This is a genomic window from Mesorhizobium sp. M3A.F.Ca.ET.175.01.1.1, from assembly GCF_004791945.1.
Taxonomy (GTDB): domain Bacteria; phylum Pseudomonadota; class Alphaproteobacteria; order Rhizobiales; family Rhizobiaceae; genus Mesorhizobium.
The window spans coordinates 135,338-160,469 of the sequence record NZ_SRTP01000005.1 but is presented as its reverse complement, the minus strand read 5'-3'; the positions used below and the strand labels follow the sequence as shown (position 1 = coordinate 160,469).

The window sequence follows — 25,132 nt, the reverse complement described above, 5'->3', positions numbered from 1 at the left end:
CTGAGAACATGTTGGCGAATGTGCAACTTTGGAATGAGGCCGGTTCGCGTGTTAGCGACAGCCCTGGCGCAAAATTGCTATTGCGTACCAGTTTTCGGACAAATATCGACGCCCGATTAAATCAATCTATTCGAGGGAACGCGGAATGCGCGAGCGCCGATCTTCGTCGCCTGCGCGCCACGGTGGGGGCGTCAGTATTCGCGTTCGTAGAAGATGCCGCCTTTGGCTTCGCCAGCATCGGTCGCCTCGCCGCGCAGCTTGACGCCACGCCCGACATTGAGGTCGATCGCCGCCTTGCCGGAACCCGGCTTGTCGCCCTTCTGGATCGTCACATAGGTGCGGTCGTTGAGGTATTTGCCGGCGGAGACGGCGGTGCCGCCCTTCTCGTCCGTGGTCACGTCCAGGTCGTCGACGCCGATGGCGCTGCGCAGGTTCTCGAGCAGCGACGTCGAGCCGCCGACGCCGGCCAGTTGCGCGGCCGCCTCGGCCAGCTGCGCGATCTGCAGCGGCGAAAGATTGGACATCGAGCGGCCGAAGATCAATTGCGCGAGCACCTCGTCCTCCGGCAGCGCCGGAACCGAGGAGAAGTTGAACTTCGGATTGGTCGCCTCGCCTTGGACCAGGATGGTGACGGTGGCGGTGCTCGTCGTCGTGGTCGCCGTCAGGTTGAGGTAAGGCACCAGCGAGCCGGAAAATCCGACCGTGCCTTCAGTGAAGGTCAGGCGCTTGGCGAGTATCGACAGCCGTCCGCGCTGCAGGGTGAAGGTGCCGACTGCTTGCGGCGACGATGCTGGGCCCGTCAGCCTGAGCGACCCGCCGAGCTCGGCGTCGACGCCCCTGCCCTGGATGAATATCTGGTTCGGCGCATTGACCGTCACGTCGAGGACGAGGCCGCCGCCGCCACCGCCGCCGCCGCTGGCGGACTCCGGGCGCAGCGCCTTGTCCTGCGCGCGCACGGCGCGGGGCGCGTTCTTGTGCTTGACATCGAGCGCCGAGAGCGACGCCGGCAGCTTGTCGGGGACGGTGATAACCGTCCGTCCCAGGTTGATGGTGCCGGCGATCACCGGCGCCGAGGCGAGCGGCCCCTTGATGGTCAGGTCGCCGCCGAGATTGGCGGTGACCACCCTGCCGTCGGTGTAACGCCCGTCGGTGAGCTTGACCGACAGGTCGGCGGGGAAGCCTTGCGCCGGATTGATGCCGACGGTGCCGCTGGCCGACAGGCTGCCGCGCGTCGACAGCGTGCCGGTCAGGCGGTTGATCCTGGCGACGCCGGAACCGATCGAAACCTCTGCGGCGATATCGTTGACCGCGAGCCCTGAGCGGGCGTCGATGAAACGGGCCCCCGAGGTGCTGACCGTGCCGCCTATGACGGGCGAGGACGCATGACCACGCACCTGCACGTTGACATTGGCCGTGCCGCTCAGCGCGAGCCCTTGCGCGGCAAGCTTCGCGGCGAGGAAGCTGAACGGCACTTTGCCGCTGAAGTCGAGCACCAGGGCCGGCGTGCCGGCCGTCATCACGGTGCCTCCACCCTTCAGGCCGAGTCCGGCGCCGTCGCTGATGTCGGCGTTGAAGGCAAGCTTGTTGCCGGCAAAGGTTCCTGTCGACGAGACGTTCAGGCCGCCAAGCCCTGCGGCGCGCGTCTGCGACGTCTGCACCCCGGCCGCAGTGATGTTGAAGGCCATGGACGGACTGGCGGCCGCGCCGGACACTTTCACGTTGCCCGAGATCGCGCCGGCCGCATCGAGGCCAGGCTTGAAACTGTTGGCGAGCGACGCCGGCACCTTGGCCAAAGTGGCGTTGATGTCGAGCGCCTGCCCGACCTTGCCCGTCGCGCTCGCCGTGCCGCCGCCGAGGTTGAGCACCAACCGGTCGAGCGTCGTCTGGCCGTTGGCGATGGTCACCGTCGATGCCTGCGCAATGGCCGCCTTGATGCCCTGGACCGTCGCCTGTCCGGAGGAGAGCTCGATCGTCGTCGTGCCGTTCACCACCTTCACGCGGCCGGTCGCCTTCGCGGGAATGTCTTTGATGGTGGCGCCGCCGGAGAAACCGGTCCAGTCGCCGTCTCGCTTCAGGTCGACATCGATGCCGCGGATTGTGGTTGTACCGGAGGTAATGCTCTCAGCGCGAACCTTGCCTGAGATAACGGGCGCGGCCAGATAATTGGCGATCTGAGCGTCGACGGTGACGTTCTTGGCGGCAAGGTCGCCGCGCCGGACCGCGGCCGTGCTCGCCTTGACCGCCACATTGGCCGAGCTGCCGGTTTTTGAGAAAGCGATCGTGCCGCGCACGTCGCCTTCCGCCTTTTCCAGGGCCAGCGCCGCCAGCGGCCCGATATCAGGCAGGTCGAGCGAGACGTTGCCGACCGGCACGAACGCCTCATCCAGCGCGAGATCACCGGAAATCTTGTTCTGACCCAGCGACAGCAACAGCCCGTTGATCGCGCTCTTGCCGTTGGTGGTCGCGAGCACTGCGCTGCCTTGCAGCGGCTGCCCGGCGACATTGCCCGTCAGTTGCACATTGGCCGCCGGATTGGCGGCGTCCGCCTTGCCGGTCGCCGTCAGCTTCAGTCCGGTGATCTCGCGCGCCGCGACCGTAAGGCGATCGCTGTTGACCGTCAGAGACAAGTCGGGCGCGGTGATGGGACCTTGCGCATTCATGGCAAAGGTAACGGCACCCTTGGCATCTTTCGACAGTGGCGAAACGTCGCTCAACGCTCCGGTGATGTCGGCGGCGAGCTTGCCACCGGCAAGGCTCGCCTGCCCGTCGGCGCTCAGCGCGCCCGAACTCAGCTTCAGGCCCTCGACATTGACATTGCCACTGGCATCGCGCTTCAGCGCGGCGCTCAACTGCGCGCGCTCGCCAAGCACGCCGCGCACGGCCGCTGGCAAGGCGGAAGACATGACCTCGGCCTTCAGATTGAGGTCGACGGCACCGTCGCCTAGCGATATTCGGCCGGCGACTTGGCTGTTGAGCGCATCGCTCTTGAGGGAGCCGCTGTTGACGGCGACGGCATCGCTGCTCAAGCGCCCGTCGACCTTCGCCGTAACCTTGCCGGCAATCAGCGGCGCGATCATGGGATTGTCGAGGGCGATCCTGTCCACCGACACCGTGCCGGAAACCGGACCAGCGCGCCCCTCGATATCGAACGCATCCGAATGCAGCACCAGTGTGAGGCCATCCACCTTGGCCTGGCTGGCTGCAATAGACGGCAGATTGGCGGAAACATCCAGGCGCGCTTGCGTGCTTTGGCCCGCCATCTTTGCCGACAACGACTGGACTTCGATCCTGACCGGGCTCTCGGCGCTGCCGACGGTCAGCGGAAGGCTGGGTCCCGATGACGCGAGGTCGAGCGAAAAGTCGCTGGCGCCATTTGGATTTATGGTGCCGGCTGCCTTGCCTGAAATCTTGTCGCCGGAAAGCGTGGCGTGGTCCAAGGCTACACCGCCCGCCAAGGTATAGGTGCCCGCGGCATCGAGGTTGAGCGGCCCGAGTCCGGCCTGCCGGGTCTGACTGGTCTCGGCCCCGGTGAGTTTTGCGTCGAAGCGAATATCGGGCCTGGACGATGCGCCCGTGACATGCGCCGTGCCGTTCAGGATTCCGGCAGCCTCGAGGCCTGGCACGAAATTGTTCGCAACCGCTGCCGGCAGATTGGCGAAGCCGGCCGCCAGGTCGAGTGTCGGGCCGGCGCTGCCGGTGACCGTCGCGGAGCCCCCACCCAGATTGAGCGAGAGCTTGTCGATGCTGGTCACGCCGTTGGCGATGGCGATGCTCGAAGGCTCGGCGATCGCCGCCTTGATGCCGCGCAGGGTCGCCTCGCCCGAAGCGATCTCGATGCTGGTCTTGCCATCGGCGATCTTCACGCGCCCGCTGGCCGTGGCCGGGATGCCCGACACCGTCGCGCCGCCGGCAAAGTTGGTCCAGTCGCCGTCGCGCTTCAGATCGATGCCGATGCCGCTGATCACCGTCGCGCCGGACGTCAAGCTGTCGGCCTTGATCGTGCCCGCAATCGCCGGGCTCTTGAGATAGTTGGCAATCAGCGCATTGACGGTGATCGTCTTCGCCGCCAACTCACCGCGCGCGATCGAGCCGCTGGCCGCATTGATGGCCAGCGTCGGAGCCTCGCCGTCCTTGGCGAAAGCGATCGTGCCATTGATGTCGCCTGTAGCCGACTGGCCGCCGAGGGCCGCCAGCGGAGCAATGTCGGGTACGGCAAGAGTCAGCGTGCCAAGCGGCAGGAAGTGATCGTCAAGCGCCAGATCTCCCGAAACCTTGTTGTCGCCGAGCGACAGGCTGAGCCCCTTGATCGAGCGCTTGCCGGCGGCGGTCACCAGCGACGCCCTGATGTCGAGCGACTGCTCCTCGACGCTGCCGGTCAAGGCGACGTCGGCAGAGGGGTTGGCGATGTCGGCCTTGCCTTTCGCCGACAGCTTGATGTCCTTCACCGTGCGGCCGGCTGCCGTCAGGCTGGCGCTGTCCGCCGAAACCGAGAAGTCCGGCGCCCAGCGCGGGCCGCTTGCGGTCAGCGCGAAATTGATCCCGCCGGCGAGCGGCGTGCCGGCAAGCGACGACAGCGTCGAGACATCGCCCAGCGTTCCCTTGACGTTGGCCTGGATGTCCGAGCCTTGCGCGCTGGCGGTGCCGCTGGCGCTGAGCGAGCCGGAGGTGAGTTCCAGCGCGTTGGCCGCGAACGCGCCTTGCGGATCGCGCGTCGCCGTAGCCGAGAACCTGACCCGTTCGCCCAGCAGCGAGCTGATCTGCGGCGGCAGCGCTTTTGACACGGCGTCGGCGTTCATCTTCAGCGTCATCGAAAGATCGGCGAGCGAGACGCCGGCCGTCAGAGATGCGTTGAGCGCATCGCTGCGCAGCGTGCCTTCATCGATGGTCACGGTCTCGCTGCTGATCGAACCGGAGAGATCTGCGGCGAGCTTGCCCGTGACCAGCGGCGTCAGCGTCGCCACATCGGTTGTCAGGCCCGCCGCCGCGAGCTTGACGCCGACCGGGCCGCTGCGGTTCTCGATATCGAAACCGTCGGAATGGATCGTTCCAGTCACATTGTTGAGCTGCGTGCCGCCGACGGCGACCGAGACCAGCGAGGCGCCGAGATCGACCATCGGCGCCTTGCCGTCGCCGAAGGCGCGCGCCGTGGCCTTTTCGACCGCGACGAGGATCGGCTGCGCGCTGGTGCCGACATCGATAGTGAACGGCTTGTCTTTGGCCGAGATCTCGACCGAGAGGTCGCTGGCGCCTTTCGGGTCGACATTGCCGGCGGCCGTGCCGTGCACGGAGTCGCTCTCAATGATGGCTCGTTCGATGTCCACCCCGCCGGTCGGGGTCGCGATGGCGGCGACATCGAAGTTCGTCTTGCCGGCAAACAGCGACTTGAACTTCTCCGGCAGGAAGCGCTCGAACTCGCCGTCCCCCTTGGCTTCGAAATAGTGGCCCTTGTCGCTCGACTGATGCCGGCCGGTGAGTTGGGTGACGATCTGCCGGTCGACGACGAATGTTCCGATGCCGCTCCAGTTGGCGAGCGGCCCGGTGCCCGACACGACGATGTCGACCGGCGGCGCATCGGGCAGCTTGAGCAGGTTGGCGATGATGCCGCCCGCGGGCTCCGAGGCCTTGAGGTCGACGTCGAGCTTGTTGTCGGCCGGCGCGAAATGGATCTTGGCGTCGACATTGCCCTGCTTGCCGTCGTGACGGGTGACGTTGAGCACCGTGTCGACCGCCAGCGGCGACGGATCGGCCTTGAGCGAGCCCTTGGCTGCAAGTTCCGCAATGCCGCTGCCTGCGAGTTCCTGCCCGAGCGCGATTTCGGGCAGGTCGATCTGCTTGACGTCGACCGAGACCGGCAGGCTGGTCGAGCCGGCTTGTGACGGCGTCTGACTTGCCTGCGGCAGCCGTGCCAGTTCGATGCGCTCGGCCGCGATCCGCTCGGCGTCGAAGTTGCGCGACAAGAGCGCGCTCGGCGACCAGTCGAGCGCCACCTTGCGCGCCACCAGCCAGGGACCGGCACGATCCTCCACCACCACATGGTCGAGCCTGAGCTGACCGGACCAGATGCCTTCTATGCCGTTGATGGTGACCTTGCGATCCTCGCTCGAGGCCATGCTCGAGATGATGCCGGCGAGATTCTGGCGGCCGCCCTCGGTGCCGGTCAGCACCGCGAGCGCGCCGACCGCCACCACCGCAAGCAGGAGCAGCGTGTAGAGGAATAAGCGAAGGATGCGCCAGAATATCTTCATGGTCAGAACGCCTGACCGATGCCGGCATAGATGCCGAAATGCGGATCGCCCGGGTCGCGGTTGAGCGGCACGGCGGCATCGATGCGCAGCGGCCCGAACGGTGTGAGATAGCGCAGGCCAACGCCGGCGCCAACCTTGACGTCCGAGAAATCCGGCGCCGATTTGGTCGAGACGCTGCCGGCGTCGACGAAAGGCACGATGCCGATCGTGTCGGTGACAGCAATGCGCATCTCAGCCGAGGTTTCGAAGAAGGAAAGGCCGCCGATCGGCTGGCCGTCGATGTCCTTCGGGCCGATCCCCTGATAGGCGTAGCCGCGCACCGAGCCGCCGCCGCCCGAATAGAAGCGACGATCTGCCGGCACGTCTTGCAGGCTGGCGCCGACGATGGAGCCGACAGAGACGCGCTCGGCCAAGACGAACTTGCTGGCCGTATCCAGCGACTGGTAGGCCGAGCCTTCGCCCTTCAGCTTCAGGAAGGTCGCGCCGTTGAGGATGTCGTAGCTCGGCTCGGCATAGGCGAGCAGCCTGAAACCCCTCGTCGGATTGAGCCGGTTGTCCCGGTTGTCATAGACATATTGTAGCGGAACGCTGGCGATCAGGTAGGTGTGCTTGCCGAAGACGTCGGTGATCTTCGAATAGTCGAGCGCGAATTCAGCCGAGACCCTCTGCTTCTTGGTCAGGTCATAGGAGACGCCCACATTGCCCTTGACCGAAAAATGGTCATAGGCGTCCGGATGCTCGAGGACCGTCTTGACGCCGGTGAAGAACTTCGACGCTGGCCCGAGCACGCCCGGTTTCTCGAACATGATGCCGGCATTGTAGTTGAGCTTTGAGATGTCATTGCTGCCGATCCCGCTGATCGAGCCGTCGATGCGAAGCTTCTCGGCCCGGCCAAACAGGTTGCGGTGGCCCCAATAGCCTTCCAGGCCCAGCCCTTCCGTGTTTGAGAAAGTGCCGCCAATGCCGAAAAAGCGCGGCTTGCGCTCGCTCACCTGGACATCGATCGGGATGTTGCCGCTGGCGTCGAGGCTGTCGTCTTCTTTGATGGTGACGCTGTTGAACACTTCGAGGCCGAGCAGCCGGTCACGCGCGTCGTCGATCTCCTGCGGCGAATATTGCTGGCCGCGCTTGAGGCCCGTCATATACTCCGTGAAATCGCGGTCGACTTTCTCGGTGCCCGCGACTGTCGTGTCGCCATAACCGGCGACCGGCCCGGCGGCCACGGTCAGCGTGACGTCGAGCGTCGAGGTGTCGTGATCGGCGACGATCTCGCGGCCCGTCACCTTGGCCAGCGGCCTGCCCTCCTCCTTTAGCGCCCGCACGATCGCCGCTTCGGCCTTGAGCACGGCACCGGATCCCGCATCGCCGCCCGCAATCAGGCCGAAATCGGCGCTGGCCAGACCGGCCGCGTCGCCCTTCAGCCTTATGTTGCCGAGCGTGAATTTCGGTCCCGCGGTTATGCTGATCGCCACCGGAATGGGTTGCGGGCCCTTGAACTCGGCATCGGGCGGCAGTTCGTCGATCGACTTGCCCTCGATGGTGATCGTGACCACGCCTTCATAGCGGGCATCGGCGTAGAGAGCGGCGACGAGTTGCTCGCGATCGCTGCGCGCCTTGGCCATCAGGCCGAGCGATCCCGAGACGGGACGCTCCTCGTCGCCCTTGAGCACGGAAGCGTTTTCCAACTTCTTGACCAGGTCCTTGTCGGCGTCGGGCGCATCGATAGTGACCGAATAGCGCAAGGGGTCGACGATGTCGGCGTCCTCGTCGCTGGATGAACCCCAGAGTTTGATGCCGAATATCTCGAAGGCGGCCGCCGGGCGCATTTCGCCGGCGAGCATGGTCGAGCAGGCCAACGCGAAAAGCAGGGCGCGCGGAAGCCCGCGCCCTGGCGCGATCCCCCCCGACATCTGCGTTTCATACGCCGGCATTAAGACAACCTAGTCGACAAAACTAAAATTGGAATGAAGTTTTGAAACGCTCGTAAAGGGGCCACAATCCAATTGTCTGAAATGGACCGGGCTTGGAATTCACACCTTTTACGCATTCGCAAGAAAGCGTGAACCCTTGTCCCGTGCAGGTTCTGTCGAAATACCGGCCTTTGGCCGGCGTGGAAACCGTTGGCGGGTTGAAAACCTGCCGCGTTCCGGCGTTGACAAGCTCGACTGAAGCTTGATCATGCCCGGACGCTAGCATGTCTGGAGGGTGATGTGGCAATGCGCGCGGCTCGGGGTCTCTCTTTCCTTCTCCTTCTCTTTTTCGCATTCAACGGTGCCGCGCAAGCGGCCGAAGCCCGAAGAATCGCGACCACCGACAATTCCGACTATTTCGGTTTCGACTTGAGGTCGGATCAGAATGTCAGCCTCGACCAATGCAAGACGACATGTCTCGGCGATCCCGCCTGCCGCGCCTTCACGTACAATACGAAGGCCAAATGGTGCTTTCTCAAATCCGACTACAATCAGCTCCAACCGTTCAGCGGCGCCGTCGCCGGCAAGATCGTCAATGTCGACGGCGACCCCGATATCGGCGCTCCGCCGGAACTTGCCTTCTTCCCCGGTTGGATGGCCGACCAGGCCCAGCAATTCCGCAACAAGCTGACCGACCCGGCCTATGACAAGCCGACCGAGGGACTGGCGGCGCTCGAGGCCGCGGCCGAGCAGGCGGCGTTGACCGGCGACCATCGCCTGGCCATGCAGAAGTATCAGGCAGCGCTTTCCGTCCTGCCGGACGACGGCGCTCTGTGGCTGGCGCTGGCGCGCGAGACCCTTGGCGTGCAACCGGCTGCCAACACCTCCGAGCCGTCGACCCTGCCGGCAAACGTCACCTCGGCCGCCTTCAATGCCTACAAGCTGGTTCGCTCCGCAAAGGCCCGCGCCGAGGCGCTGGCGCTGCTTGCCGCCGGCCTCGACAGGCGCGACCTCTTCCGGCCTTCGCTGCAAGCCTACGAGGCGAGCCTCGCACTGGTGAATTCGCCCGCGGTCCAGGCAGACTACGCCGACCTCAAGGCGCGCAAGGGCTTTCGCGTCATCGATCACTCGGTCGACGCAGATTCCAGCGCGCCGCGCATCTGCGCCCAGTTTTCCGAGGAATTGGTCAAGACCGGCATCGACTATTCGCAGTTCGTCACCGTCGACAACGCCGCCCCCAAAGCCGTCGAAGCCAAGGACAGGCAGATCTGCGTCGAAGGCCTGGAGCACGGCCAGCACTATGAGGTGACCTTCCGCGCCGGCCTGCCGGCGGCCGTCGGCGAGACCATCGCCGCCCCGGTCGTGCTGTCGATCTATGTCCAGGACCGCGCGCCGTCCGCCCGTTTCACCGGCGACAGCTTCGTGCTGCCGGCCGGCGCACGCCGCGGCATTCCGGTCGTCACCGTCAACATGAACGCCGCCAAAATGATGCTCTACCGCATCGGCGACCGCTCGCTGGCGCAGCTCCTGTCGGGCTACCAGTTCCTGCATCAGCTCGACGGCTACGACATCTCCAGCATTTCCGACCAGATGGGCGCTCCTGTCTGGGAAGGCACGCTCGAAATAACCAACGACCTCAACAAGGAAGTCACCACGTCCTTCCCGGTCGACGAGGCGATCCCGCAACGCAAGCCGGGCGTCTATGTGCTGACTGCGCAGCCGATCGACGACAAGGGCGACGACTACGGATCACGCGCCACGCAATGGTTTGTCGTTTCCGACATCGGCCTGTCCACCTATACCGGCCAGGACGGTCTTAACGTCTTTGCCCGTTCGCTCGGCTCCGCCAAGCCGATTTCCGGCGCCGAAGTGACGCTGCTGGCCAAGAACAACGAGATCCTCGGCACGTCGACCACGGACGCCGAAGGCCACGCCGTCTTCAACCCCGGCCTGACCCGCGGCGAGGGCGGCATGGTGCCGGCCGTGCTGATGGCCAAGCAGGGCGACAACGACTTCGTCTTCCTCGACATGGCCCGTGCCGGCTTCGATCTGTCGGATCGCGGTGTTGCCGGCCGCGCGTCGCCCGGCGCGCTCGACGTCTATGCCTGGACCGAGCGCGGCATCTACCGTGCCGGCGAGGACGTGCATGTCGCAGCCTTGGCCCGCGACGGTGCCGCCAAGGCGGTCGAGAACCTGCCGCTGACCTTCATCTTCACGCGTCCTGACGGCGTCGAGAGCCGCCGCCTCGTCAGCGATGGCGCCTCTGCCGGCGGCCACGCCGTCGATCTGCCGCTCGAGCCCAACGCCATGCGCGGCACCTGGACGGTGTCGATCTATACCGACCCCAAGCAGGCTGCAGTCGCGAGCCAGATGTTCTTGGTCGAAGACTTCGTGCCGGATCGCATCGAGTTCGACCTGACCGCCGACAAGACGGAGATCGCCCAGGGCGAGGCCGCCAATGTCAGCGTCGACGGCCGCTTCCTCTACGGCGCGCCGGCCGCAGGCCTGGCGCTCGAAGGCGAGATGACGCTGTCGACGACGGACAGGTGGGAAAGATTCAAGGACTTCACCTTCGGCCTCGCCGACGAGCAGTCGGCCGAGCCGTCGGTGACGCCGCTCTCGAACCTGCCCGCCGTCGGCGATGACGGCAAGGCGACCTTCCCGGTTTCGGCCGACCAGTTGCCGTCCACCACCAAGCTGGTCAATGCCAAGGTGACCGTGCGCATGCGCGAAGCCGGCGGCCGCGCGGTCGAGCGCTCGCTCAACATCGCGGTTCGTCCGCAAAAGGAGATGATCGGCATCCGCCCGAACTTCGCCGACGGTGAAGTGCCGCAGGGCGGCACCGCCAAGTTCAGCATTATCGCCGTCGATCCCAACGGCAAGCGTGAGGACCTGAAGGGCGCCCAGTGGTCGCTGGTCAAGGTCGAGCGCAATTACCAATGGTATCGCTCCAACAATTCCTGGAATTACGAGCCGGTCAACTTCACCAAGGCCGTCGCCAACGGCCAGGTCGACCTCAACGCCGACGGCGAAGCAAGCGTGTCGCTGCCGGTCGACTGGGGCCGCTACCGGCTCGAAGTCGAGACGGCTGATCCGGACGGTCCGGCGACCAGCTACGAGTTCGATGCCGGCTGGTATGTGTCTTCCACGACCACCGAGACTCCCGACGGACTGGAAATCGCCCTCGACAAGGACTCTTATGCTGCGGGCGAAGTGGCCAAGCTCAAGGTCTCGCCGCATTTTGCCGGCGAATTGCTGGTCACCATCGGCGCCGAAAAACTCTTGAAGACCGTCACCGCCTCGGTGCCTGCCGGCGGAAGCACGGTCGATATCCCGGTCGGCGATGACTGGGGCGCCGGCGCCTATGTCACGGCGACGCTGTTCAGGCCGGGCGATGCCCAGGAATCGCGCATGCCGGCGCGCGCCATCGGCGTCAAATGGCTGACCCTCGATCCGGGTTCGAAGAAGCTCGCCGTCACCCTGACGCCGCCCGAAAAGACGGCGCCCCGGCAGCAGCTGTCGATCCCGGTCGCCGTCAACGGCGCTCAACCCGGCAGCAATGCCTATGTGATGGTAGCCGCCGTCGACGTCGGCATTCTCAACCTTACCAATTACAAGGCACCCGATCCCGAGGACTGGTTCTTCGGCCAGCGTATGCTGGGCCTCGAGATCCGCGACCTCTACGGCCGCCTGATCGACGGCTCGCTCGGCACCACAGGCAAGCTGAGAACCGGCGGTGACGGCGCCAACATGCAAGCGCAAGGCAGCCCGCCGACCGAAAAGCTGGTCGCCTTCTTCTCCGGTCCTGTTCAGCTCGATGTCGATGGCAAGGCACGCGTTGATTTCGACATCCCCCAGTTCAACGGCACCGTGCGCGTCATGGCCGTCGCCTGGACAAAGGAAGCGGTCGGCCATGCCCAGACCGATGTCATCGTGCGCGATCCGGTGGTGATCACCGCCGGATTGCCGCGCTTCCTGGCACCCGGTGATGCCGCGACCATGCGGCTCGACATCGCCGACACCGACGGCCCTGCCGGCGACTATGCGCTGGCGGTTACCACCACCGGCGATCTGTCGACCGGCGACAAGCCCCTGCCTGAGAAGCTGACGCTCACCCCGGGCAAGCGGCAGACGTTGTTGTTCCCGCTCGTCGCCCATGCCGCGGGCGACGCCTCGATAACCGTCAAGCTTGCCCATGCCGACGGCACCAATGTCGAGCAGACGCTCTATCTTCCGGTGCGTCCGGCGCAGCTTCCCGTCACCAACCGCATGGTGGTCGACCTGAAACCCAAGGGCGGCGCTCTGCGGGTCGACAAGGAGCTGCTTGCTTCAAGCGTGCTCGACGGCGCTTCCGTCAGCGTCGGCATATCGCAGGCAGCCGCCTTCGACGTGCCCTCGCTGCTGATGACGCTCGACCGCTATCCCTATGGCTGCGCCGAGCAGACCACCAGCCGCGCCATGCCGCTGCTCTATGTCAACGACGTGGCTTCCAGCATTGGCATGGAGAGCGACCCCGACCTGCACGGCCGCATCCAGGATGCCGTCTACAAGGTGCTGAGCTATCAAGCCTCGAGCGGCAGCTTCGGCCTCTGGGGTCCGGGCTCCGGCGATCTGTGGCTCGACGCCTATGTCAGCGAGTTCCTGACCCGGGCACGCGAACAGAAATACGACGTGCCGGCGCAGGCGATGAACCAGGCGCTGAACAACCTGCAGAACTCGCTGGGCTACGATCAGGACGTCCAGGATCGCGGCAGCGAGATCGCCTATGCGCTCTACGTGCTTGCCCGCAACAAGAAGGCCTCGATCGGCGACCTGCGCTACTACGCAGATACCCAGCTCGAAGCTTTCACCAGCCCGATGGCAGTTGCCCAGCTGGCGGCGAGTCTGGCGCTCTATGGCGACACGCAGCGCTCGGAAGCCACTTTCCAGACGGCGTTGCGGCTGGCGCAGGCGAGCACGGAATACGACTACTACCGCTCCGATTACGGCTCGCCGCTCCGCGACGGCGCCGCGATGCTGGCGCTGGCGGCGGAATCGAAGCCGGTCCCGAGCATCGTGCCGCAGTTGATCAGGCTGGTCGCGAGGGAGCGCGCCGACGCCCGTTGGACCAGCACGCAGGATGAATCCTGGATGCTGCTCGCCGCCCGAGCCCTGAAGGAGGGCAATGATTCCATCGCGCTCTCCGTCAACGGCGCACCGCATTCGGGCGGCTACTCCGACCGTGTGTCCGGCGGCGACCTCATCGGCAGCCCGCTCACCATCGCCAACACCGGCACGACGCCGCTGCAGGCGGTGGTCACCGCGGTGGCGGCGCCGATGGATCCGCTGCCGGCCGGCGGCGACGGCTTCACCATCGATCGCACCTACTACAAGCTCGACGGCACCGAGGCCAACGTCACCGAGGCTAGGCAGAACGAGCGCTATGTTGTCGTGCTCAAGGTCTATGAGCAAAACAGCTGGCCCTCGCGCCTGCTGGTCACGGACCTGCTGCCCGCCGGCTTCGAGATCGACAATCCGAGCCTGGTCTCCAGCGCCCAATTGTCGAACTTCTCCTGGCTGGCGCAGACCGACGCCGCCCATCTGGAGTTCCGCGACGACCGCTTCGTCGCCGCCTTCAACCCCAACGAAGGCGACGGCGACCGCAATATCACATTGGCCTATGTCGTGCGCGCCGTGACGCCGGGCACCTACGCCCATCCGGCAGCAACGGTGGAGGACATGTACCGGCCGCAATATTCGGCCCGCACCGCCTCCGGCATGATGGAGGTCAAGGCGGAATAAGGTGCTTGCGAACATGACCGGGACGATGGCGCTGCCCCTCATCCGCCTGCCGGCACCTTCTCCTCGTATAGTGACGGGGAGAAGGGGTCTATCGCGACCGTCAGCATCTGTTCTGCAACGTTGGAAATTGGCGAAAGCCTCCGTGAAGGCTCTTTTCTCCCGGTCTCCATACGGGGAGAAATGCCCGGCAGCAGCGCGATGAGGGGCAGCGCCATGCTCTCAAAAAAATTCCTGCGCCGCACCGCCACGACTGCCGCCTCCTGCGCCGCCCTCTTGGCCCTTTCCGTCGTTGCCCTCTGGGAGCTCGACCGTGCCTTCCCACCGCCGCTGCCGGAGACGCTGACGGTCTCGACCGAAGTGCAGGATCGCGACGGCCAGTTGTTGCGCGCCTTCGCCACGCCTGACGGATATTGGCGGCTCGGAACCCGGCTCGACCAGGTCGACAAGCAGTTCGTCGACATGCTCGTCGCCTATGAGGACAAGCGCTTCTGGAATCACCGCGGCGTCGACGTTCTGGCGCTTTGCCGTGCCGCGGGCCAGTTTGTGAGCAGCGGCCGCATCGTCTCCGGCGGCTCGACCCTGTCGATGCAGCTCGCCCGGCTGATCGAGCCGCGCGACAGCCGCAGCTTCGCTTCCAAGGCCAAGCAGATCCTGCGCGCGATCCAGATCGAGCGGCGGCTTTCCAAGCGCGAAATCCTCGAGCGCTACCTGACGCTGGCGCCCTATGGCGGCAATCTCGAAGGTGTTCGTGCCGCCTCGCTTGCTTATTTCGGCAAGGAGCCGAAGCGCCTGACCGTCTCGGAAGCCGCCCTCCTCGTCGCCCTGCCGCAACTGCCAGAGAGGCGCCGGCCCGACCGCAACCTCGACATCGCGCATGCAGCGCGCGACCGCGTGCTCGCCCGCATGGTCTCGTCTGGCCTGCTCGGCGAGAGAGAGGCCGCGCGGGCCGCCCTCGACGACGTTGCCGGCCTGCGCCGCAAGCTGCCGGCACTGGCGGCACACGCTTCCTATGCCATGCTGCCCAAGGCCGAGCCCGGCAAGCCGCTGCAGCTCACTATCCGCAGGAGCGTCCAGCAAGGGCTGGAACAGGTGGCCAAGGAGGCAGCGAGGAAGCTTGGCCCGAAGCTTTCCATCGCCATGGTGATGGCCGATGCGCGCACCGGCGACATTCTCGGCGAAGTCGGTTCCGCCGATTTCTTCGACGCCAGCCGCTCCGGTTGGATCGACATGACCAAAGTCGTCCGCTCGCCCGGCTCGACGTTGAAGCCGTTCATCTACGGCCTTGCCTTTGAGCAGGGGCTGGTGGCGCAGGAGACCATCATCGAGGACAGCCCGGCCGATTTCGGCGGCTACCGGCCGAAGAATTTCGACATGGGCTATCAGGGCGACGTCAGCATCAGGCAGGCGCTGCAGCTGTCGCTTAACGTGCCGGCCATCCGTGTGCTCGACGCCGTCGGCCCGGCGCGGCTCACGGCGCGCTTCCGCCAGGCTGGCGTCCATCCGATCCTGCCGATCAACGAGGCGCCTGGCTTGGCGATCGGGCTCGGCGGTGTCGGCGTCACATTGCGCGATCTGGTGCAGCTCTATACGGGCCTCGCCAATGGCGGCAAAATGCACACGCTGCATGACGGCACCGAGCCGGCCGGTGCCCAGCGCACCACTGCCACCATCCTCGACGATCAGGCCGCCTGGCAGATCAACGACATCCTGTCCGGCGTGAAGCCGCCGGAAGGTGCCGCCCAGCGCGGCATCGCCTACAAGACCGGCACGTCTTACGGCTATCGCGATGCCTGGTCGGTCGGCTTCGACGGCCGCTACGTGCTGGGTGTCTGGGTCGGCCGCGCCGACGCCAGCCCTGTCCCCGGCCTGTCCGGCTATGTCTCGGCGGCGCCGATTCTGTTCGAAGGCTTCGTCCGCTCCGGTCTGGCCAGCGTGCCGCTGCCGAGCCGGCCGCCGGGTGCCTTCAATCCCAAACGCGACGAATTGCCGGTGACGTTAGCCCGCTTCGGCGCCGGTTCGGACGGGCTGGTGCAGGCCACGCCGACCGAACCGGCTCCCACCATTATCTTCCCGCCGAACGGCGCCCGCGTCGATCTCGGCACCAGTTCGGCCGCCGCCACGCCGCTGGTGCTCAAGCTGCAGGGCGGCCGTGCGCCGTTCCGCTGGCTCGCCAATGGCAAGCCGCTTGCCGGCATCGACCGACGCCGCACCGCGACTTGGCTGCCCGACGGCACCGGCTACTCGACGCTGACGGTGATCGACGCCGCCGGCCGCGCAGCCAGCGTGAAGGTTTTCGTTGAATAGAATGCGGCAAGCGATTCAGCGCCTTGTGCTTCTTGGCCGCATGTCCGGCGCGAGGCACCCCCCTCTGGCCTGCCGGCCATCTCCCCCTCAAGGGGCGAGATCATTCGCTTCACCGCCTTCGCCAATCTCCAACGTTGGAAAGATAGGGCCGGCGCGGGAGCTGCCGATCTCCCCCCTTGCGGGGGAGATGCCCGGCAGGGCAGAGGGTGGCGCCTCGCGCCAGCCTTGGTTGGTTGTATTCCTCGCGACGCTGGCACTCTTCTCCCCAGCCAGCGCCGATCCCCTGCCCTCAGGCTTTGTCAGGCTCGCCGATGTCGATGCGACCATTCGCCAGGATATCCGTTATGCCGGAGCCGACAATTTTCTTCGCCGCAAGGTCGATGGCTACGAGGCGCCGGTCTGCATCCTGACCGAGCAGGCCGCCAGGGCGCTTTCAAACGTGCAGAAAGCAATCGCGGCGAAAGGTCTAACCCTGGTGGTCTTCGATTGCTACCGCCCGGCGCGCGCCGTCGCCGATATGGTCCGGTGGACGATGCAAGGCGGGCCGCCCGATCCGCAATGGTACCTGAACGTCGACCGAGGTGATCTCATTGCCAAGGGATATGTCGGCGAGTTGTCCAGCCATTCGCGCGGCTCGACCGTCGATCTTGCGATCGCCGAGAAGAAAGGCAACGGCACGATACACCCGACCTGCGGAGCGCCCGACGCGGGCACGCTCGATTTCGGCACCGGCTTCGACTGTTTCGATCCGGCAAGCGAAACGGCCCGCCGCCCTCTCCCCATTGTCGCCGCGGCGAACCGCAAGATCCTTCTCTCCGCCATGCGCGCCGCCGGCTTCCGCAACTACGCGCGCGAATGGTGGCACTTTACGCTGGCGCCAGAGCCCTTCCCAAAACAGCGCTTCGATTTTCCGGTCACCGCTCAATAGCAGTAGACCTTGCCGCGCCCGGTGCCGGTTCTAGTTAGGCCGGCTGACGCGGGGTCCGGCCGCGCGCCGTTGAGGAAGTTATTTCCTCGACCAGCGATTGTCCGGCGAAAATTTGCTTCGAGGAGGTGAAAAAGGCAACATTCAATGCATCTAATTTCTATAAACTCGGTAGAGTTTGCAGCAGTTCAATGGAGGCGGAAATGACCAACCCTCATTTCAGGAAACTGCTCGGCGCGCTGGTCGCCACATCTGTCCAGTTCGGCACGCTCGGTTTCGCGCTCGCCGATACAACCATTCTGAACGTGTCCTACGACCCGACACGTGAACTCTACAAGGCCTATGACGAGGCCTTCGCCGCGCACTGGAAGGCCGAGACCGGCGAGACCGTCACCATCCAGCAATCGCATGGCGGATCGGGAGCGCAGGCCCGGGCCGTGATCGACGGGCTAGACGCCGACGTGGTCACGCTCGCGCTGGAAGGTGACATCAACGCCATCGCCACCAAGTCGAAAAAGATCGATCCTGACTGGCGCAAGAAGTTCGAGAACAATTCAGCGCCCTACACCTCGACCATCGTCTTCCTGGTGCGCAAGGGCAACCCCAAGGGCATCAAGGACTGGGGCGACCTGGTCAAGGACGGCGTCCAGGTGATCACCCCGAACCCGAAGACCTCGGGCGGCGCGCGCTGGAACTATCTGGCCGCTTGGGCCTATGCCAGCGCCAATGACGGCGGCGACGAAGCCAAGACCAAGGAGTTCGTTGCCAAGCTCTATGCCAATGCCCCCGTGCTCGACACGGGCGCGCGCGGCTCGACCGTGACATTTGCGCAGAAGGGCCTCGGCGACGTCCTGATCGCCTGGGAAAACGACGCCTATTTGGCGCTCGACGAGTTCGGCGCCGACAATTTCGACATTATCTATCCGCCGACCTCAATCCTGGCCGAGCCGCCGGTCGCCGTGGTCGACGCCAATGTCGACGCCAAGGGCACGCGCAAGGTGGCCGAAGCCTATCTCACCTACCTCTATTCCAAGGAAGGCCAGACCATCATCGCCAAGAACCATTATCGGCCTTCCAAGCCGGACTTGGTGCCACCGGAGGATCTCGCCAAGCTGCCACCGATCAAGCTGATCACCATCGACGATCCGCTTTTCGGAGGCTGGAAGAAAGCACAGCCTTACCATTTCGGCGACGGTGGTATATTCGACCAGATCTACAAGCCGGCCCAGTGAGGTCCGACGGTCGGCGAGCCTGACGTGGCATGCCTTTCGAAAGTGACGCGCGAAAAGCCATTCTGGTTGGATAAGAAGGGACGATCCAGCACATGACCACAGCACCCGCTCACGCGGGGTGGCGGTTCAGACAGCCGAGCGTCATTCCGGGCTTCGGATTGACGCTCGGCTTCTCGCTTGCCTACCTCACGCTCATCATCCTCATTCCGCTCTCCGGGCTGGTCTGGCGTTCGGCCGCGCTGGGCTGGACCGACTTCTGGGCGATCGCCACCGACCGCCGCACGCTCAACGCGCTCGAAATCAGCTTCGGCGCCGCCTTCATCGCCGCTGCCGTCAACGTCGTTTTCGGCACGCTCGTCGCCTGGGTGCTTGTGCGCTACCGCTTTCCGGGCCGGCGCATCGCCGATGCCATGGTCGACCTGCCTTTTGCGCTGCCGACGGCCGTGGCGGGCATCGCGCTCACCACTCTCTACGCCCCCACCGGCTGGATCGGCATGTTGCTGACGCCGCTGGGCCTCAAGGTCGCCTACACGCCGGTCGGCATTGTCGTGGCGCTTGTCTTCATCGGCCTGCCCTTCGTCGTACGCACCGTGCAGCCGATCATGGAAGAACTGGACAAGGAGGTCGAGGAAGCGGCCGCCACGCTGGGCGCGAGCCGCTTCCAGATCATCAGCCGCGTCCTCTTCCCGGGCCTGGCGCCGGCCATCGTCACCGGCTTCTCGCTCGCCTTCGCGCGCGGGGTCGGCGAGTATGGCTCTGTCATCTTCATCGCCGGCAATTTGCCGTTCAAATCCGAGATCGCGCCGCTTTTGATCGTCATCCGGCTGGAGGAGTACAACTATCCGGCCGCGACCGCGATCGCGGCGATAATGCTGGCGCTGTCCTTCCTGATGCTGCTTGTCGTCAATCTGGCGCAGACATGGAGCCGCAAGCGCTATGGCTGATCCCGAGATCAAATCCTACGAGCCGTTTCACGAGAGCCAGTCGGCCGCAGTCACCGAAAGCCGCCCGGCACGGGCCGTGCTGATGACCGTTGCCTTCGCCTTCCTTGCGATCTTCCTGCTCTTGCCGCTGATCATCGTCTTCAAGGAAGCCTTCGCCAAGGGCATCGAGGCCTACACGGAAGCGCTTACCAATCCCGACACACGATCCGCCATCCGGCTGACCCTGCTGGTGGCGGCGATCTCGGTGCCGCTCAACGTCGTTTTCGGTATCTCGGCGGCCTGGGCGATCGCCAAGTTCGAGTTCAAGGGCAAGGCCTTCCTGACGACCCTCATCGACCTGCCTTTCTCGGTCTCCCCGGTCATTTCGGGCTTGGTCTACGTCCTGCTCTTCGGCGCTCAGGGCCTGCTCGGCGCATGGCTCAAGGCGAACGGCATCCAGATTTTGTTCGCCGTGCCCGGCATCGTGCTCGCCACCATCTTCGTCACATTCCCCTTCGTCGCCCGCGAGTTGATCCCGCTGATGCAGGAGCAGGGCAATGGCGACGAGGAGGCGGCGCTCTCACTCGGCGCCAATGGCTGGCAGACCTTCTGGTATGTCACGCTGCCCAACGTCAAATGGGGCCTGCTCTACGGCGTGCTGCTCTGCAATGCCCGCGCCATGGGCGAGTTCGGCGCCGTGTCGGTTGTGTCGGGCCACATACGCGGCCTCACCAACACCATGCCCCTGCATGTCGAAATCCTCTACAACGAGTACAATGCCGTCGGCGCCTTCGCCGTGGCTTCGCTGCTTGCCGGCCTCGCGCTGGTGACGCTGGTTTTGAAAACACTTCTCGAGATGCGCTACGGCGCCGAGATCGCCGCGACGCGCGGACACTGAAAAGGGCCGATCATGGAAGTTCGCGTTGCCAACGTGCGCAAGGAATTTGAGCGGTTCCCGGCCCTCCACGACGTGTCGCTCGACATCAAGTCCGGCGAACTGATTGCGCTGCTCGGACCTTCCGGGTCCGGCAAGACGACCCTGCTCAGGCTGATCGCCGGACTGGAGCGGCCGACCAAGGGCGCCATCTTCTTCGGCGACGAGGATGCGTCGCAGAAGTCGATACAGGAGCGCAATGTCGGCTTCGTCTTCCAGCACTACGCGCTGTTCCGCCACATGACGGTCGCCGACAATATCGGCTTCGGCCTCAAGGTGCGGCACGGGGCGGCGCGCCCGTCCATGCAGGAAATCCGCCGCCGCGCTTCCGAGCTGCTCGACCTCGTCCAGCTTTCGGGTCTGGAGAAGCGCTATCCGGCACAGCTCTCCGGCGGTCAGCGCCAGCGCGTGGCGCTGGCCCGCGCCATGGCGATCGAGCCCAGGGTGCTGTTGCTCGACGAGCCGTTCGGCGCGCTCGACGCACAGGTGCGCCGCGAACTGCGCCGCTGGCTGCGCGAGATTCACGACGCCACCGGCCATACAACGGTCTTCGTCACCCACGACCAGGAGGAGGCGCTGGAGCTTGCCGACCGCGTCGTGGTGATGAGCCAGGGCCGCATCGAGCAGGTCGGCACCGCCGACGAGATCTACGACTCGCCAAACTCGCCCTTCGTCTACAGCTTCATCGGTGAATCGAGCTCGCTGCCGGTCAAGGTCGACAATGGCGAAGTCTGGATCGCCGACCGGCCTATCGGTGTGAAGGCGCCGCACGCCCCTTCCGGCCCCGCCCTGCTCTATTTCCGACCGCATGACGTCGATCTGCTGGACGACTGCAACGGCTGCATTGCCGGCACGGTTGCCGCCAGCCGCCGCGTCGCCGGCACCAGGCGCGTGGAATTGGAAGTGGGCGGCGAGCGTCAGCGCGTCGAGATCGAACTGCCGGTCGACCATCCGGCGGCGCAGAAGAGCAGGGTGGCGTTCAGGCCACGGCGCTGGAAGCTGTTCCCGGCTGCGTGAGCTCGCGCGTGTTGACTGCAGCCTCCCTCAAACATGCCCCAGTGAATCTGCTTGGACGAAAATCCTACCAAACAGCTGTTTCGACGGGGAATTTTCCGACCGACCGGGTTTGCTGCAGACAGCGTGTCTCGCCGTTCCGGGCTTTCCTTTCTATGGTCGCGCCATAATTCCCATCTCTCCCGAGGAGGCTCGTTTCATGAAACGCTTGTTGCTCGCCATTGCCACTGTCGCCGGCCTCGTCCTTACATCCTCCGAGGCCTGGACGGCCGACAAGCTGCTCAACGCCTCCTATGACGTCGGGCGCGAGTTGTTCGCGGAAGTGAACAAGGCCTTCATCGCCAAGCATCCCGGCGTGGCCATCGACCAATCGCATGCCGGAACCTCGGCGCAGGCGCGCGCCATCGCCGAAGGGTTGGCGGCCGATGTCGTCACCTTCAACCAGGTCACCGATGTCGACTTCCTGGTCAAGAAAGGTTTCATCTCGGCCGACTGGCAGAAGGACTTCCCGGACAACGCCTCGCCCTTCTACTCGCTGCCGTCCTTCCTGGTGCGTGCCGGCAACCCCAAGCACATCAAGGACTGGAACGACCTCGTGCGCGACGACGTGCAGGTGATCTTTCCCAACCCGAAGACATCCGGCAATGCGCGCTACACCTATCTCGCCGCCACCGCCTATGCCAAGGAAGCCTTCAAGGGCGACGACGCCAAAGTGAAGGAGTTCATCACCAAGCTGTTCAGCAACGTGCCGATCTTCGACACCGGCGGGCGCGCCGCCACCACCACCTTCGTGCAGCGCGAGATCGGCGACGTTCTGATCACCTTCGAATCGGAAACGCGCGGTATTCGCAAGGAATATGGCGACGACAAGTTCGAGCAGGTCACGCCCTCGGTGAGTCTGCTCGCCGAGTTTCCGGTGGCCATCGTCGACAAGGTCGCCGACGAGCATGGCAGCCGCGACCTCGCCAAGACCTATCTCGACTTCCTCTATTCGCCGGAAGGCCAGGACATCGCCGCCCGCAACGGCCTGCGAGCCCGCGACGCGACGGTGGCCGCCAAGTACAAGGCCGATTTCCCGGATGTTCGGCTGCTGACGGTCGATGAGGTCTTCGGTGGCTGGGACAAGGTGCAGAAGGAGCATTTCGCGGCAGGCGGCCTGCTCGACCAGGTCTACACCAGCCGCTAGCCGTTTCGCGCAAGACTGCGCAGCGGTTTTGGACGAACGACTGGGATCAACGATGCTGAAACGCGTCGCGCCTATCCCTTGCGTGACGCGGCTTCGGCCCTCAATCAGGAAGAGCAACAGGCCGGCATTTTGCCGGCTTTGTCGATGGCTCGTGCAGCGACGGGTCGGTTGCCGAAATTGCTGCGCCCATTGTGAAAAACATTACGAAGAATCAACGCGTTTATGCCTAAGCTGCGCTGGCAAATCGTTGGACCAGACAGCTCATTGGCCAATCTGTCATGATTTGCACACAAACAACCGCCAGATGCAGGCGATTGGGGTTTGATGAACTGAATCGGGCATGCTCACCAAAAAAGGCAAATACGGCCTCAAGGCCTTGGTGCATCTATCTGGATTGCCGGCCGGCCAGCTTGCATTCGTCAACGACATAGCGGTCGCCAACAACATCCCGAAGAAGTTCCTCGACGCCATCCTGGGCGAATTGCGCAATGCCGGCTTCGTGCAGAGCCGCAAGGGCAAGGAAGGTGGCTATCGCCTCGCCCGGCCGGCTTCCGAAATCAAGATCGGGCATGTCGTGCGCGTGCTCGACGGTCCGCTGGCGCCGATCCCTTGCGCCAGCCGCACCCAGTATCAGCGTTGCGACGACTGCGACGAGGCGACCTGCCAGGTCCGCCACATGATGCTGGAAGTGCGCCAGGCGATCGCAGAAGTTCTCGACAATCGCAGCCTTGCTGCCATGCGCGATGCCGACAACGACGATTTCCCGGCCGAACTGACGTCGCAGATTTAGCGCCATCCCGGGAAGCTCTTCCGCACACAACGGCGTGAAAACATTTGGTTGGAGCGGTTGCGGATTTCATCCAACGCCGAACCGCAGCGGCGCGCGTAGCGCAGGGTCCTGCCGCCGGTTGCGTCTGCGGCCTGGAGGCAGTAAAGCCGCTGAAGGATTGATCTGGGCTGGACACCTGACGAATGAGGCTGCCTTGGCTTCGCAAATCCCGCAAAGCCAACCGGAAGCCCTCTTCCGCCAACATCTATCATACCGAAATCATTGCCGACGTGCCGGTGCCCGAGCGCGGCGAATCCGTCCGTTTCTTCAGCCGCCGGCTGGTTCGCCCCGGCAAGCTGCGGGGCTTCTCGAACAAGGACTTTCGCGAAGGCCTGTTGTTCATTTTCTACCTCGGCGTCGCAGCCGTTCTGCCGATTGCCTGGTGGGCACCGATCTGCGGCTTTGTTTCGACGTTTCGGCGCAAGCGCCATTTCCGCAAGGAATTCGCGGCCTATGACGCCGCGGTGAGGGCAGTGCTTGGCGACGCTGTCGATGGAAAAAGCGTTTTCAAAGACTATCTTGCCGCTGCCCACCGCCGCCGTCTCATGCTGGCGGCCCATCTCGTTCCCGGCTGGCGCTGGTCGCCGGCGATCCGGCTGGAAGGCCTCGACGGCCTGCGCGAGGCCTTGCGGCAGGGCCGCGGCGCCATCGTCTGGTGCGATCAGTTCACTGCGCAGACCATCATCGGCAAACGCGCGCTTCATGAAGCCGGCATCGAAGCCCATCAGGTGAGCGTCAACTTCCACGGTTTTTCCGAAAGCAAGTTCGGCCTGCACGCGCTCAATCGTCCGCTGGTCAGGGTCGAGAACCGCTTTCTCAAGAGCCGCATCGTCTTCGAACGCGCCGATGCCTATCAGGTCACCGCGCGCATCCAGAAGACCCTGAAAGAGAACGGCGTCGTGCTGATGACCAACACCATCCATGCCGGGTCCGCCTTCACTGAAGCCGCCATGGGCGAGCGCGGCTGGACCCATCTCGCTGCGGCCCCAGCCAACTTCGCCGCGCGCGCCGGCGCGGCGCTGTTTGCCATGTCGACGCTCGAGACGGTGCCGTTCCGCGAGTACCGCGCGATCGTCAGCCCTGAACTGAAGCCTGACCTCGGCGGGACCGCACCCTCCCGGCCGGCCACAGACAAGGCGGCGAAGAACCTCGTGCTGCAGGCGGCGTATATTCTGCGCAAACGGGATCGCCTCTTGGAGGCGCTCAAGCTGCATCCGGAGCAGATGATGGCGTGGTCCGGCGCCAGCCGGCTCACCGAGCGGCAGGATCAACCCACGCTCGGCAGCGACGCGAGCTAATGGATGTCGCGCGCCTGAATCCTGCTTAGCCGAGCAGCTTCCTCGCAATGTCGGCAATGGAACGCGTCGCGTCCACCGTCACCGCCTGCTCATCAAGGCCCGGTTCTTCCAGAGTCGCGAACTGGCTGTCGACCAGGCTTGCCGGCATGAAATGCCCCTTGCGGCCGGCAACCCGGCGCCAGGCTGTCTCGCGATCGATCTTAAGGTAGACAAAGACGATGTCGGGAGAAAAGCGGCGCAGCCGGTCACGGTAGCTGCGCTTCAGCGCCGAGCAGGCTGCCACGGCCTTCTGCCCATCATGGACAGAGGCTGCAATGCGCTCGCCGATGGTATTGAGCCAGCCCTCGCGCAAGGCGTCGGTCAGCGGCTCGCCGCGCGCCATGCGCGCGACGTTTTCCGGCGGATGCAGGCGGTCGCCTTCGATGAAGACTGCCTGCAGCATGCCGGCCAGCGCCTCGCCGACGACCGTCTTGCCGCAGCCGGCAACACCCATCACCACAAGAGCTGGCGCCGAGCGGATATCGCTCATGCGCATCTCGCGAGGCGATTGT

The 25,132-nt window shown here is 64.9% G+C and carries 14 protein-coding genes; 10 read left to right on the top strand and 4 right to left on the bottom strand.

The genetic code is table 11. From position 1 onward, the window contains the following. Nucleotides 1-191 precede the first annotated feature (191 nt). Nucleotides 192-6,245 carry a translocation/assembly module TamB domain-containing protein gene (locus EN818_RS14455; protein ID WP_095808239.1) on the bottom strand — a complete coding sequence of 2,018 codons (6,054 nt, stop codon included), beginning with the start codon at nt 6,243-6,245 and terminating at the stop codon, nt 192-194. A gap of 2 nt (nt 6,246-6,247) precedes the next feature. Further along, on the bottom strand, nt 6,248-8,176 hold the full coding sequence (locus EN818_RS14450) for an autotransporter assembly complex family protein (protein ID WP_095808240.1): 1,929 nt from the start codon (nt 8,174-8,176) through the stop codon (nt 6,248-6,250). A gap of 279 nt (nt 8,177-8,455) precedes the next feature. Here EN818_RS14450 and EN818_RS14445 point away from each other — a divergent pair, with 279 nt between their 5' ends. Next, nucleotides 8,456-13,936 (top strand): alpha-2-macroglobulin family protein, encoded by a 5,481-nt coding sequence (locus tag EN818_RS14445; RefSeq protein WP_095808241.1) that lies wholly within the window; start codon nt 8,456-8,458, stop codon nt 13,934-13,936. Nucleotides 13,937-13,974: 38 nt separating this feature from the next. Here the strand turns inward: EN818_RS14445 and EN818_RS14440 are convergent, their stop codons facing one another. Next, the gene (locus tag EN818_RS14440; RefSeq protein ID WP_165349792.1) at nt 13,975-14,151 is read right to left on the bottom strand and encodes a hypothetical protein; all 177 of its coding nucleotides are present in this window, start codon (nt 14,149-14,151) and stop codon (nt 13,975-13,977) included. Here EN818_RS14440 and pbpC point away from each other — a divergent pair. The 9 genes from pbpC to EN818_RS14395 all read left to right on the top strand — a co-directional run bounded on the left by pbpC (nt 14,150) and on the right by EN818_RS14395 (nt 24,581). Then, nucleotides 14,150-16,240 (top strand): penicillin-binding protein 1C, encoded by a 2,091-nt coding sequence (pbpC, locus tag EN818_RS14435; protein ID WP_245420527.1) that lies wholly within the window; start codon nt 14,150-14,152, stop codon nt 16,238-16,240. The two genes, EN818_RS14440 and pbpC, sit on opposite strands and share 2 nt — an antisense overlap. Nucleotides 16,241-16,427: 187 nt before the next feature. Then, a complete protein-coding gene (locus EN818_RS14430) occupies nt 16,428-17,168 on the top strand; it encodes a M15 family metallopeptidase (RefSeq protein ID WP_245420530.1) in 741 nt (246 codons plus the stop codon). A gap of 200 nt (nt 17,169-17,368) precedes the next feature. Then, nucleotides 17,369-18,397, top strand: a complete 1,029-nt coding sequence (locus EN818_RS14425) for a sulfate ABC transporter substrate-binding protein (RefSeq protein WP_129553861.1) — start codon at nt 17,369-17,371, stop codon at nt 18,395-18,397. Nucleotides 18,398-18,489: 92 nt separating this feature from the next. Then, the gene (cysT, locus tag EN818_RS14420) at nt 18,490-19,341 is read left to right on the top strand and encodes a sulfate ABC transporter permease subunit CysT (RefSeq protein WP_095808660.1); all 852 of its coding nucleotides are present in this window, start codon (nt 18,490-18,492) and stop codon (nt 19,339-19,341) included. Beyond that, complete coding sequence (gene cysW / locus EN818_RS14415; RefSeq protein WP_095808659.1) at nt 19,334-20,218, top strand: sulfate ABC transporter permease subunit CysW; 885 nt, start codon at nt 19,334-19,336, stop codon at nt 20,216-20,218. The genes cysT and cysW overlap by 8 nt, the downstream gene beginning before the upstream one ends. A gap of 12 nt (nt 20,219-20,230) precedes the next feature. Continuing rightward, nucleotides 20,231-21,271 (top strand): sulfate/molybdate ABC transporter ATP-binding protein, encoded by a 1,041-nt coding sequence (locus tag EN818_RS14410; RefSeq protein WP_095808658.1) that lies wholly within the window; start codon nt 20,231-20,233, stop codon nt 21,269-21,271. A gap of 196 nt (nt 21,272-21,467) precedes the next feature. After that, nucleotides 21,468-22,454 carry a sulfate ABC transporter substrate-binding protein gene (locus EN818_RS14405; protein WP_095808657.1) on the top strand — a complete coding sequence of 329 codons (987 nt, stop codon included), beginning with the start codon at nt 21,468-21,470 and terminating at the stop codon, nt 22,452-22,454. A 340-nt stretch (nt 22,455-22,794) separates the two neighbouring features. Beyond that, nucleotides 22,795-23,244: an Rrf2 family transcriptional regulator gene (locus EN818_RS14400; protein WP_095808656.1), complete on the top strand. Its 450-nt coding sequence runs from the start codon at nt 22,795-22,797 to the stop codon at nt 23,242-23,244. 182 nt (nt 23,245-23,426) lie between these two features. Further along, on the top strand, nt 23,427-24,581 hold the full coding sequence (locus tag EN818_RS14395) for a hypothetical protein (protein ID WP_095808655.1): 1,155 nt from the start codon (nt 23,427-23,429) through the stop codon (nt 24,579-24,581). A gap of 25 nt (nt 24,582-24,606) precedes the next feature. Here EN818_RS14395 and EN818_RS14390 read toward each other — a convergent pair whose 3' ends face one another. After that, a complete protein-coding gene (locus EN818_RS14390) occupies nt 24,607-25,110 on the bottom strand; it encodes a gluconokinase (RefSeq protein WP_245420594.1) in 504 nt (167 codons plus the stop codon). Nucleotides 25,111-25,132 lie beyond the last annotated feature (22 nt).